We start from the raw sequence: 11,690 nt of genomic DNA, 5'->3' as shown, positions 1-11,690 counted from the left end.
GATGTTTGCATTCATTCTCAGGCGGCTCGCGCAGGCCGTGATCGTTATGGTCAGCGTGGCCTTGATCGCATTCATGCTGTTTCAGTACGTGGGTGATCCGGTGGTGTTTTTGTTGGGACAAGACGCCACGGCCGACCAGATTCGGGAGCTGCGCGCCGACTTGGGGCTGGACCAGCCGTTTGTGGTGCAGTTCTGGCACTTTCTGGCCAACGCCTCGCAGGGCGAGTTTGGCCTGAGCCTGCGCCAAGGCGCCAAGGTGTCGCGCCTGATTGCTGAGCGTTTCCCGGCTACGCTGGAACTTGCGCTGGTGGCTGCGGTGATGGCGCTCGTGATGGGCATTCCCATGGGCGTGTACGCCGCGCTCAAGCGGGGCACGTTCATCAGCCAGTTGTTCATGACGGTGTCGCTGCTGGGTGTGTCCCTTCCTACGTTCCTTATCGGTATTTTGTTGATCCTGGTGTTCGCGGTGAACCTGGGCTGGTTCCCGAGCTTTGGCCGGGGCGACGTGACCCAGCTCGGCTGGTGGAGCACTGGTTTGCTCACGGCCAAGGGCTGGCACCACATTGTGTTGCCTGCCATCACCCTGGCTATTTTTCAGCTCACGCTGATCATGCGGCTGGTGCGCGCTGAAATGCTGGAAGTGCTGCGCACCGACTACATCAAGTTTGCCCGCGCCCGTGGCCTGACCAACCAGGCGGTGCACTTTGGCCACGCGCTGAAAAATACCTTGGTGCCGGTGATGACCATCACGGGCTTGCAGCTGGGTGGGCTGATCGCCTTTGCCATCATCACCGAGACCGTGTTTCAGTGGCCGGGCATGGGCTTGTTGTTCATCCAGGCGGTGACGTTTGCCGATATTCCGGTGATGGCCGCTTACCTGTGCCTGATTGCGCTCATTTTTGTGGTGATCAACTTGGTGGTTGACCTCTTGTATTTCGCTGTCGACCCCCGCCTTCGCGTGGAAAAGTCGGGCGGACATTGAAGCCTTTGAAAAGACCGACATGCAGGCCCCTCGCATCAAAGCCCATGGCCGCGCGTTTGCGCACATTGCGGCGTTTCACCCCGAGCTGACAGCACTGCGCCGCGACCTGCACGCCCACCCGGAAATTGGGTTTGAAGAGCACTACACCGCGCAGCGCGTGGTGGAGTCGCTCAAGGTGTGCGGGGTGGACGAGATTCACACGGGCATTGGCAATACCGGCGTGGTGGGGGTGATTCATGGCCGCGAGCGCGGCAGTGGTCGCATGATGGGCTTGCGCGCCGACATGGACGCTTTGCCCATGACCGAGCACAACGACTTTGCCTGGAAGTCCACCAAGCCCGGCATGATGCACGGCTGCGGCCACGACGGCCACACCGCCATGCTGGTGGGGGCGGCGCGTTACCTGGCCGAGACGCGGCATTTTGACGGCACCGCGGTGCTGATTTTTCAGCCGGGCGAAGAAGGTTTCGCCGGCGCCAAAGCCATGATTGAAGACGGTCTTTTTGACCGTTTCCCGGTGCAGTCGGTCTATGGTATGCACAACTGGCCGCAGATGAAGCCGGGTACGGTGGGCGTGAACCCGGGGCCCATGATGGCGTCGGCCGACCGCATCACGATTGAAGTGACCGGCAAAGGCGGCCACGGCGCACACCCCTACCAGACGGTGGACCCGGTGCTGGTGTCGGCGCACCTGATCACGGCCTTGCAAAGCATCGTGTCGCGCAACGTGCGTGCCATCGACAGCGCGGTGATCAGCGTGTGCGCCATGCACGCGGGTGACATGGGCGCTTTCAGCGTGATGCCCGGTAAGGCCACGCTGGTGGGCACCGTGCGCACCTTCAGCCCCGAGGTGCAACACCTGGTGGAGCGCCGCATACACGAGGTGTGTTCCGGCGTGGCGCTGGGCCTGGGTGCCACCGCGCATGTGATTTACGAACGCATTTACCCGGCCACCATCAACAGCCGCGACGAGGCCCGCTTTGCCGCCGATGTGGCGCAAAAGCTGGTGGGCCATGAGCATGTGGACCGCGCCATGGACCCGAGCATGGGCGCCGAAGATTTTTCGTTCATGTTGCAGGTGAAGCCCGGCGCTTACCTGCGGCTGGGCCAGGGCCTGGAGAGCGGCATGGGCGGGTGCTACCTGCACAACAGCCGCTACGACTTCAACGACGATGTGTTGCCGCTGGGAGCTGCGCTGCACGCCAGCTTGGTGGAACATGGCATGCCGCTGACCGAAACGACCTGACCCACATGTGGTTTTTATTTTCCTGTCCCCAACCCACCGCTAGGAGCAACGCATGAAACTGAAGAAAACGCTGGCAGCCAGTCTGGTGATGGCTGCAATGACCGCCGCCATGGGCAGTGCCACGGCGCAGACCGTGCGTATTGGCAACCAGGGGGACGCGCTGTCGATGGACCCGCATTCGCTGAACGAGTCGCTGCAGCTCAGCGTGACCAACAACATTTATGAGCCTTTGGTGGGCCGCGACAAAAACCTGAACCTGGTGCCTGCGCTGGCCACCTCATGGAAGCAAACGTCGCCCACAGTGTGGCGCTTTGAATTGCGCAAAGGCGTGAAATTTCATGATGGCGCACCGTTCACCGCCGACGATGTGTTGTTCAGCTTCGCCCGCGCCGCCGGTGATGGCTCTGACATGAAGAGCTACACCAACGACTTCAAGGAGGTGCGCAAGGTCAACGATTTTGCGATCGAGATTGAAACCAAGGCACCATTTCCCATCTTGCCTGACGTGTTGTCGCTGGTTTTCATCATGAACAAGCAATGGGCCGAAGCCAACCAGGCCACGCGCCCGGTAGACCGCCGCAAAGGCATTGAGAACGCCGCCTCGTTCCGAGCCAATGGCACCGGGCCATTTCGCTTGCGCGAGCGCCAGCCCAATGTGAAAACCTCGTTTGTGCGCAACGGCAGCTACTGGGGCAAGATTGAAGGCAACGTGATCAACGTGGAATACACCCCGATTGGCAACGACGCCACCCGTGTGGCGGCCTTGTTGTCGGGCCAGGTGGACGTGATTGAGCCCGTGCCGCTGCAAGACGTGGCGCGCATCAACGCCAGCGGCAAGAGCAAGGTGATGCAAGGCCCTGAGCTGCGCACCATTTTTCTGGGCATGGACCAGGCGCGCGACGAGCTGCTGTATTCCAACGTGAAGGGCAAGAACCCGTTCAAAGACAAGCGGGTTCGCCAGGCGTTTTACCAGGCTATCGACATCAACGGCATTCAGCGCACCGTGATGCGCGGCGCTTCCAAGCCCTCCGCGCTGATGGTGGGCCCAGGTATCAATGGCTTTGACCCGGCGATGAACACCCGCCTGCCCTATGACCCGGAAGCCGCCAAAAAACTGCTGGCCGATGCCGGCTACCCCAACGGTTTTGAGGTGGGCATGAACTGCCCCAATGACCGCTATGTGAACGACGGCAACATTTGCCAGGCGGTGGCTGCAAACCTTGCACGTGTGGGCGTGAAAGTGAACCTGCAGGCCGAAACCAAGGGCACGTATTTCCCCAAAATCCTCAAGCGTGACACCAGCTTCTATTTGCTGGGCTGGACGCCTGGCACCTACGACGCACACAACGCGCTGAACGCGTTGATGCGTTGCGTGGACAGTTCAGGCTCTGGTCAGTTCAACCTGGGGTCTTACTGCAACCCCAAGGTGGATGAGCTCACGCTGAAGATTCAGTCGGAGACCGACAAGGCCAAGCGCGACGCCATGATCAAGGAAGCCTTCAAGCTGCACAGCGACGACATTGGCCACCTGCCGCTGCACCAGCAGGCGCTGGCGTGGGGTGTGGCCAACAATGTGCAGTTGGCGCAAATGGCCGACAACTTCATGCCGTTCCGTTACATGTCGGCGAAGTAAACGCGCCTGCGCCGCCTGCGGCGTCACCCTTTTCAGGGGGACGCCAGCAGCGGTCCGTCCTGTACTCCGTGAAGGGCGGTGCCGCGCTGGCTGTGGGAGGGCTACCCGTGCAGACTGGATGCCCGGTTGATTGATTACGAAAGTCCTTGCTTTGATTTCCATTCTGCGCCGCTGGTTCGACGGCGATGTCGGCCACAGTTTTTTGAATTCACCCACCGCCATCGTGGCGGCGGTGATCGCTTTTATATGCGTGTTCGGCGCTTTGTTTGCCCCCTGGGTGGCACCGCATAACCCGTTTGATCTGGCCACGCTGGAGCTTTCCAATGCCCGGCTGCCACCCGCCTGGAGCGAGGGCGGCGCAACCAATTTCTTGCTCGGCACCGACGACCAGGGGCGCGATATTTTGTCGGCCATCATGTACGGCGCCCGCATCTCGCTGGCGGTTGGCTTGGCGTCGGTGGTGTTGTCGGTGCTGATCGGTGTGTCGTTTGGCTTGCTGGCCGGTTTTCTGGGCGGCTGGGTGGACGGCGTGCTCATGCGCCTGTGCGACGTGATGCTGTCGTTTCCGTCCATTCTGGTGGCGCTGCTGATTGCCGGTGTGGGGCGTGCGATGTTTCCCAACGCGCACGAAGGGCTTGCGTTTGGCGTGTTGATCTTGTCGATCACGCTCACCGGGTGGGTGCAGTACGCGCGCACCGTGAGGGGTTCCACCTTGGTAGAACGCAACAAAGAGTACGTGCAGGCCGCCCGCGTGACGGGTGTGGCGCCTCTGCGCATCATGCGCAGCCATGTGCTGCCCAACGTGATGGGCCCGGTGTTGGTGCTGGCCACCATCCAGGTGGCCACGGCCATCATCACCGAAGCCACGCTGTCGTTTCTGGGCGTGGGCGCACCGCCCACGTCGCCGTCGCTGGGCACGCTCATCCGCGTGGGCAACGACTACCTGTTTTCTGGCGAGTGGTGGATCACCATTTTCCCCGGCGCCATGCTGGTGTTGATTGCGCTGTCGGTCAACCTGCTGGGCGACTGGCTGCGCGATGCGCTCAACCCTCGACTCCGGTGATGACCCCCACGCTCCGCACGTCGTGTCGTCGTTGCCCTCCGAGGGGCTGAGCCGCCTTGAGGTGGCCCGGCGGTGGATCGCTCTTTTTTCTGAGAACGTATGAGCCTGTTAGAAGTAAAAAACCTCGTGGTCGAATTCCCGGGTCGCCGCGGCACGCTGCGTGCGCTGGACGACGTTTCTTTTGAAATTGCTCCCGGTGAAATTCTGGGTGTGGTGGGCGAATCGGGCGCGGGCAAGTCGCTCACCGGGGCGTCCATCATCGGCCTTCTAGAGCCGCCAGGGCGCGTGGCGGGTGGCGAGATACGCCTGCACGGCCAGCGAATTGACAACCTGCCTTACGAGGAAATGCGCAAAGTGCGTGGGCGCAAGATTGGCGCCATCTTCCAAGACCCGCTGACCTCGTTGAACCCTTTGTATTCGGTGGGGCGCCAGCTTATTGAGACGATTACCACCCACTTGCCGGTGAACCAGGCCGAGGCGCGCAAGCGGGCCATCAAGCTGCTGCAAGACACCGGGATTCCTGCGGCCGAGCAGCGCATTGACCACTATCCCCACCAGTTTTCGGGCGGCATGCGGCAACGCGTCGTGATTGCCCTGGCGCTGGCCGCCGAACCGCAGCTGATCGTGGCCGACGAGCCCACCACCGCACTGGACGTATCGATTCAAGCGCAGATCATCACGCTGCTCAAAACCATCTGCAAAGAACGTGGTGCGGCGGTGATGCTGATCACGCACGACATGGGCGTGATTGCAGAAACCTGTGATCGCGTGGCCGTGATGTATGCCGGGCGCATGGCCGAAATTGGGCCGGTGCACGAAGTGATCAATCACCCGGCACACCCTTACACCGCCGGCCTCATGGCCTGCATACCCGACATGAGCCAGGACCGCGAACGCCTGCACCAGATTGACGGCGCCATGCCACGCCTGAACGCCATCCCGACCGGCTGTGCCTACAATCCGCGCTGCGACCGGGTGGTGGACCGCTGCCATGTGGAGCGACCCAATCTGATGCCTGCGGGCGCCACACGCGCCGCCTGCTGGCTGCATGACGCCACCACTGTTTTGACGCCGGGAGTGGCCGCATGAGCTCGAATCTGATTGAACAGGCGGTGCAAGCGCAGGCAGACAACCACGCCGCAGCCCAGACCGATGCAACGCCGCCCCAGGCCGTGGCTGCGCCAGCAGACGAGGCACCCCTGGTCCGTGCCACCGATCTGGCCAAGACCTTTGATGTGTCGGCCCCTTGGCTCAACCGCGTGATTGAACGCCAGCCCCGCCAGCTGCTGCGGGCCGTGGACGGCGTGTCGTTTGACATTCTGCGTGGCCAGACGCTGGCGCTGGTGGGCGAGTCGGGCTGTGGCAAGAGCACCGTGGCGCGTTTGCTGGTGGGCTTGTACGAACCCACGCGCGGTGGCTTTGCGTTTGATGGGCTGGACGCACACGCGGCCTTCAAGACACCACAGGGCCGGCAGCTGCGCCGGCGCATCCAGATGATTTTTCAGGACCCGTACGCGAGCCTGAACCCGCGCTGGATTGTGGAGGACATCATTGCCGAGCCCTTGCGCGAACACGGCATTGAAACCGAGCCAGTTGCGCTTCGCGAAAGGGTCGACGAGCTGCTGAAGTCGGTGGGTTTGTCGCCGCTGGATCGGGTGAAGTACCCGCACCAGTTTTCGGGCGGGCAGCGCCAGCGCATTTCCATTGCGCGGGCACTGGCCACGCAGCCGGAGTTTCTGGTGTGTGACGAGCCCACCAGCGCGCTGGACGTGAGCGTGCAGGCGCAGGTGCTCAACATCATGAAAGACCTGCAGCGCGAGCGCGGCCTGACCTACCTCTTCATCAGCCACAACCTGGCGGTGGTGCGCCATGTGAGTGATCAGGTGGGCGTGATGTACCTGGGCCGGCTGGTGGAGCTGGCGCCCAAGCACACGCTGTTTGACAGCCCGCGCCACCCCTACACGCGCATGCTGCTGGACGCGATTCCCAAAATGCACGACACCGGCAAGGCGCGCACACCGGTTTCTGGTGAAGTGCCCAACCCGCTGAACCCACCGGACGGTTGCGCGTTCAACCCGCGTTGCCCGCACGCCAACGAGCGCTGCCGTGTGGAGCGTCCGAACCTGCTGACTCTGGGCGGCATCCGGATAGCGTGTCATGCGGTGGAAGAGGGGCGGATCTGATCGGGTGACGTGGTGGCGTTGGCTCGGACAACGGGCGCTCCCCTCCGCGAATTTCCCCCGGCCCGCTGCGCGGGCCTCCTCCTTGACTTCGCTACAGGAAGCACCCATCCTCCTCATGTTCGGCGCGCGTGTCTGGGTCAAGGGCACCGCGGCACCGGCTTTGCCGGGCCGCCAGTGCCGCCCCCTTCAGGGGGTGACGCCGAAGGCGGCGCGGGGGTGTTTCAATTGCTGCGGCGCAGGGGGACTCGGGACCTGTGCGCAACGCGCACGGTCACGCGTAGCGCTTGCTCCGAAGGTTGTTCTTCATCTCTTTGAGCAGCGGCTGCAGCTTGCTGCCACCAATGCGCAGCGCCAGGCAGGTGGCCAGCACGTCGATCACCATCAGGTGCATCAGGCGCGACGTCATGGGGCTGTAGCGGTCGTAGCCTTCGGGGTGGTCGGCCGACAGGTGGATGTGGCCGGCGGCGGCGAGCGGCGAGCCGCTGGCGGTGATCACGATCACGGTGGCGCCGTGCTTGCGTGCGATGTCTGCTGCGTCCATCAGGTCGCGCGTGCGGCCCGAGTTGGAGACGATCACGAGGCAGTCGCCCGGTCCGAGCAGCGAAGCGCTCATCACCTGCATGTGGCCGTCGCTGTAGGCGATGGCGTTGATGCCCAGGCGGAAGAATTTGTGCTGCGCGTCCTGCGCCACGATGCCCGAATTGCCCGCGCCGTAAAACTCGATGCGGCCTCGGTTCTTGTAGGTGGCCAGCAGCGCGTCCACCGCTTTTTCGATGGAGTGGGTGGAGGCGTCGTTGCGGTACTTCAGGAAAGCCGCCACGGTGTTGTCGATCACTTTCACCAGCACATCGCCGACCTTGTCGTCCACGTCCACACTGCGGTGGATGAAGGGCACACCTTCGCTCACCGTGCCCGCCAGCTTGAGCTTGAAGTCTGATAGGCCGTCGTAGCCCATGCTGCGGCAAAAACGCACCACGGTGGGCTTGCTTACATGGGCGCGGTCTGCCAGTTCAGACACCGGCAGGCTGGCGAAGCTGCGCGGGTCGAGCAGCACCAGTTTGCCTACCCGTTGTTCAGCGGGCGCTAGCGAAGGCAAGGAAGCTTTGATGCGGTCGAGCATGGAGAACAATCCGGTTACGAAACGGGTTACAACAAGAACGTGAAACCTTATTACACCCGATAATGGCGAAATGAACCAGCTTGACGCACTCAAACAATTCACCACCGTGGTCGCTGACACCGGTGATTTCAACCAGATCGCGGCCTTTTCGCCACGGGATGCGACCACCAACCCGTCGCTTATCCTGAAGGCGGTGCAAAAGCCCGAATACGCTCATTTGCTGCAAGACGCTGTCGCAAAATACGGCGCGCAGGGCCAGGACGAAGTGATGAACCGCCTGCTCGTGGCCTTCGGCTGTGAAATTTTGAAACACATCCCCGGCCGCGTTTCCACCGAGGTGGACGCGCGCCTGAGCTTCGACACCGAAGCCACCGTAACGCGCGCGCGCCGCATCATCGACCTGTACCAGGGCGAAGGCGTGCACGTTGACCGCGTGCTGATCAAAATTGCTTCCACCTGGGAAGGCATTCAGGCCGCCGCCCGACTTGAGCGCGACGGCATCCACACGAACCTCACGCTGTTGTTCTCGTTTGCCCAGGCTGTGGCCTGCGGCCAGGCCAAGGTGCAGCTGATTTCGCCGTTTGTGGGCCGTATTTACGACTGGTACAAAAAGAATGCTGGCGCCACCTGGGACGAGGCCGACATGGCGGGTGCCAATGACCCCGGCGTGAAGTCGGTCCGCGCCATCTACAACTTCTACAAAAAACACGGCATAGCCACTGAAGTGATGGGTGCGAGCTTTCGCAACGTAGGCCAGATCACGGCACTGGCCGGCTGCGACCTGCTGACCATCAGCCCCGACCTGCTGGCGCAGCTCGCCGCCAGCGACGCAGCTTTGCCCAAAGCGCTGGACGCCGAAGCCGCGAAAGCGATGGACATGCCGTTTGTGCAGTACCACGAGGCGGGCTTCCGCTTTGCGATGAACGAAGACGCGATGGCCACCGAAAAGCTGGCCGAAGGCATTCGCTCCTTTGTAGCTGACACCATCAAGCTCGAAGGCATGATGAAGTAAGCGGCTTCGGCCCACAAACGAAAAAACCCCGCGAGGCAACTCGCGGGGTTTTTTTCTTGGATTGATATCAGATTGCCAAAAAGCATTCTGACGCAGCATGAGGCGCCAGGCCAAGGCGCATGGGCGTAGACAGTGGCAGCGCCACGGCAAGCCCTTGCAACGCCGGCATGGCGTCTCAGGCAATGTGCAATTACATGCCCATGCCGCCCATGTCGCCCATACCACCCATGCCGCCGCCCATGCCACCGGCAGGTGCGTCATCCTTTTGGGATTCGGCCACCATGCACTCGGTCGTCAGCATCAGGCTGGAGACCGAAGCGGCGTTCTGCAGTGCGGTGCGGGTCACTTTCGTTGGGTCCAGAATGCCCATTTCGATCATGTCACCGTAGGTGTCGTTCGCGGCGTTGAAGCCGTGGTTGCCCGAACCCGCCAGGATGGCGTTGACCACCACAGATGGCTCGCCGCCGGCGTTGGCCACGATCTCGCGCAGAGGCGCTTCGATGGCTTTCAGCACCAGCTTGATACCGGCGTCCTGGTCGGCGTTGTCACCTTTGATGACGCCAGCGGCCTGACGGGCGCGCAGCAAGGCCACGCCACCACCGGCCACAATGCCTTCTTCCACCGCAGCGCGCGTGGCGTGCAGGGCGTCTTCCACGCGGGCTTTCTTTTCCTTCATCTCGACTTCGGTGGCAGCGCCAACCTTGATCACGGCCACACCGCCGGCCAGCTTGGCCACGCGCTCTTGCAGCTTTTCGCGGTCGTAGTCGGAAGTCGCTTCTTCGATCTGCACGCGCACTTGTTTCACGCGGGCTTCGATGTCAGCGGCAGCGCCAGCGCCGTCGATGATGATGGTGTTTTCCTTGCTGACTTCGATGCGCTTGGCCGAACCCAGATCGGCCAGGGTCACTTTTTCCAACGTCATGCCGACTTCTTCGGCGATCACTTTGCCGCCGGTCAGGATGGCGATGTCTTCCAGCATGGCTTTGCGGCGGTCGCCGAAACCAGGGGCCTTCACAGCCACCACTTTCAGGATGCCGCGGATGGTGTTGACCACCAGCGTCGCCAGGGCTTCGCCTTCGACGTCTTCGGCAATGATCAGCAGCGGACGGCCTGCCTTGGCAACCTGCTCCAGCGTGGGCAGCAGGTCACGGATGTTGGAGACTTTCTTGTCGTACAGCAGCACGAAAGGGTTGTCCAGCAGCGCGGCTTGCTTTTCGGGGTTGTTGATGAAGTAGGGCGACAGGTAGCCGCGGTCGAACTGCATGCCTTCGACGACTTCGAGTTCGGATTCCAGCGACTTGCCGTCTTCCACGGTGATCACGCCTTCTTTGCCCACTTTGTCCATGGCATCGGCAATGATCTTGCCAATGGTTTCGTCAGAGTTGGCAGAGATGGAACCGACCTGGGCGATTTCCTTGCTGGTGGTGGTGGCCTTGGAGGCCTTCTTCAGCTCGGCGGTCAGGGCCGTCACGGCTTTGTCGATGCCGCGCTTGAGGTCCATCGGGTTCATGCCGGCGGCCACGTACTTCATGCCTTCGCGCACGATGGCTTGCGCCAGCACGGTGGCGGTGGTGGTGCCGTCACCGGCGTTGTCCGAGGTCTTGGAAGCAACTTCCTTGACCATCTGGGCGCCCATGTTTTGCAGCTTGTCCTTCAGTTCGATCTCTTTAGCGACCGAAACACCGTCCTTCGTGACAGTAGGCGCGCCGAACGAGCGCTCCAGCACCACGTTGCGACCCTTTGGACCCAGGGTGACTTTGACCGCGTTGGCCAGGATGTTCACGCCTTCGACCATGCGTGCGCGGGCTTCGCCGCCGAAAATTACGTCTTTTGCTGCCATGTTGATAGCTCCTAAATGGTTTGAACAGTTGGGGACTGAGCGGTCAGGCGCTGTGCGCGTTGCCCGGTCAGTCCCGCAAAATTACTTGGACTCGACGACTGCGAACAGGTCGTCTTCTTTCATCACCAGCAGTTCGTTACCGTCGACCTTGACGGTCTGGCCGCTGTACTTGCCAAACAAAACGCGGTCACCGACTTTGACGTTCATGGCCGACAGTTCGCCTTTGTCGTTTTTCTTGCCAGGACCTACGGCCAGGATTTCGCCCTGGTCTGGCTTTTCAGCTGCGGCGTCGGGAATGACGATGCCGGAAGCTGTCTTGGTTTCGCTGTCGATACGTTTGACGATCACGCGGTCGGCGAGAGGACGAAGGTTCATTGCATCTCCTGAGATAGAACAGTAAAGGGGGTTCAGATCGGCGGCGCCAGCTTGGGGCCAGCGATGCCGTTGATCGACTTGGCGGGGAGTGTTAGCACTCAACACCAGCGAGTGCTAATGATAAGGGCGGCCCCGCCGCTTTTCAAGGCCGGTGCCTGGTTTTTTGCGCAAAGCGGGGCGATGGTGCGGAATGCCACTCGACTTTTCAGTGTGTGCCACCCGACGTTGAGTTTGAG

At 61.9% G+C, this 11,690-nt stretch carries 10 protein-coding genes; 7 read left to right on the top strand and 3 right to left on the bottom strand.

The window, feature by feature from the left end; genetic code table 11:
* Window position 1: 1 nt before the first annotated feature.
* The 6 genes from ACTG4K_RS04005 (at window position 2) to ACTG4K_RS03980 (ending at window position 7,107) form a co-directional block, all read left to right on the top strand.
* Entirely contained in the window at window positions 2–982 is a 981-nt protein-coding gene (locus tag ACTG4K_RS04005) for an ABC transporter permease (protein ID WP_439112898.1), read from the top strand.
* Between the two features lie 19 nt (window positions 983–1,001).
* Window positions 1,002–2,228, top strand: coding sequence for a M20 aminoacylase family protein (locus tag ACTG4K_RS04000; RefSeq protein ID WP_439112897.1), 1,227 nt, complete (start codon window positions 1,002–1,004; stop codon window positions 2,226–2,228).
* A gap of 52 nt (window positions 2,229–2,280) precedes the next feature.
* Window positions 2,281–3,861: an ABC transporter substrate-binding protein gene (locus tag ACTG4K_RS03995; RefSeq protein ID WP_439112896.1), complete on the top strand. Its 1,581-nt coding sequence runs from the start codon at window positions 2,281–2,283 to the stop codon at window positions 3,859–3,861.
* A 154-nt stretch (window positions 3,862–4,015) separates the two neighbouring features.
* The gene (locus tag ACTG4K_RS03990) at window positions 4,016–4,924 is read left to right on the top strand and encodes an ABC transporter permease (protein ID WP_439113139.1); all 909 of its coding nucleotides are present in this window, start codon (window positions 4,016–4,018) and stop codon (window positions 4,922–4,924) included.
* 99 nt (window positions 4,925–5,023) lie between these two features.
* Window positions 5,024–6,013, top strand: coding sequence for an ABC transporter ATP-binding protein (locus ACTG4K_RS03985; RefSeq protein WP_439112895.1), 990 nt, complete (start codon window positions 5,024–5,026; stop codon window positions 6,011–6,013).
* A complete protein-coding gene (locus tag ACTG4K_RS03980; RefSeq protein WP_439112894.1) occupies window positions 6,010–7,107 on the top strand; it encodes an ABC transporter ATP-binding protein in 1,098 nt (365 codons plus the stop codon). The genes ACTG4K_RS03985 and ACTG4K_RS03980 overlap by 4 nt, the downstream gene beginning before the upstream one ends.
* Before the next feature lie 271 nt (window positions 7,108–7,378).
* On the opposite strand, the gene ACTG4K_RS03975 is transcribed toward ACTG4K_RS03980, so the two are convergent.
* Window positions 7,379–8,227 (bottom strand): MurR/RpiR family transcriptional regulator, encoded by an 849-nt coding sequence (locus tag ACTG4K_RS03975; protein ID WP_439112893.1) that lies wholly within the window; start codon window positions 8,225–8,227, stop codon window positions 7,379–7,381.
* A gap of 70 nt (window positions 8,228–8,297) precedes the next feature.
* Here ACTG4K_RS03975 and tal point away from each other — a divergent pair, with 70 nt between their 5' ends.
* A complete protein-coding gene (tal, locus tag ACTG4K_RS03970; RefSeq protein ID WP_439112892.1) occupies window positions 8,298–9,239 on the top strand; it encodes a transaldolase in 942 nt (313 codons plus the stop codon).
* 190 nt (window positions 9,240–9,429) lie between these two features.
* Here the strand turns inward: tal and groL are convergent, their stop codons facing one another.
* Both groL and ACTG4K_RS03960 read right to left on the bottom strand, forming a co-directional pair.
* Window positions 9,430–11,079 (bottom strand): chaperonin GroEL, encoded by a 1,650-nt coding sequence (groL, locus tag ACTG4K_RS03965; RefSeq protein ID WP_439112891.1) that lies wholly within the window; start codon window positions 11,077–11,079, stop codon window positions 9,430–9,432.
* An 81-nt stretch (window positions 11,080–11,160) separates the two neighbouring features.
* Window positions 11,161–11,454 (bottom strand): co-chaperone GroES, encoded by a 294-nt coding sequence (locus ACTG4K_RS03960; protein WP_305334028.1) that lies wholly within the window; start codon window positions 11,452–11,454, stop codon window positions 11,161–11,163.
* Window positions 11,455–11,690 lie beyond the last annotated feature (236 nt).

It is taken from the genome of Hydrogenophaga sp. (assembly GCF_965657535.1).
Classification (GTDB): domain Bacteria; phylum Pseudomonadota; class Gammaproteobacteria; order Burkholderiales; family Burkholderiaceae_C; genus Hydrogenophaga.
Note: the sequence above shows the minus strand (reverse complement) of the source record. Positions and strands in the feature narration are given on the sequence as shown.

Excerpts from the sequence above, each read along its gene's own strand:
- ACTG4K_RS03995 (WP_439112896.1), top strand. The coding sequence starts at position 2,281 with ATGAAACTGAAGAAAACGCTGGCAGCCAGTCTGGTGATGGCTGCAATG.
- groL (WP_439112891.1), bottom strand. The coding sequence starts at position 11,079 with ATGGCAGCAAAAGACGTAATTTTCGGCGGCGAAGCCCGCGCACGCATG.
- ACTG4K_RS04005 (WP_439112898.1), top strand. The coding sequence starts at position 2 with ATGTTTGCATTCATTCTCAGGCGGCTCGCGCAGGCCGTGATCGTTATG.
- ACTG4K_RS03985 (WP_439112895.1), top strand. The coding sequence starts at position 5,024 with ATGAGCCTGTTAGAAGTAAAAAACCTCGTGGTCGAATTCCCGGGTCGC.
- ACTG4K_RS03980 (WP_439112894.1), top strand. The coding sequence starts at position 6,010 with ATGAGCTCGAATCTGATTGAACAGGCGGTGCAAGCGCAGGCAGACAAC.
- ACTG4K_RS03975 (WP_439112893.1), bottom strand. The coding sequence starts at position 8,227 with ATGCTCGACCGCATCAAAGCTTCCTTGCCTTCGCTAGCGCCCGCTGAA.
- ACTG4K_RS03960 (WP_305334028.1), bottom strand. The coding sequence starts at position 11,454 with ATGAACCTTCGTCCTCTCGCCGACCGCGTGATCGTCAAACGTATCGAC.
- tal (WP_439112892.1), top strand. The coding sequence starts at position 8,298 with ATGAACCAGCTTGACGCACTCAAACAATTCACCACCGTGGTCGCTGAC.
- ACTG4K_RS04000 (WP_439112897.1), top strand. The coding sequence starts at position 1,002 with ATGCAGGCCCCTCGCATCAAAGCCCATGGCCGCGCGTTTGCGCACATT.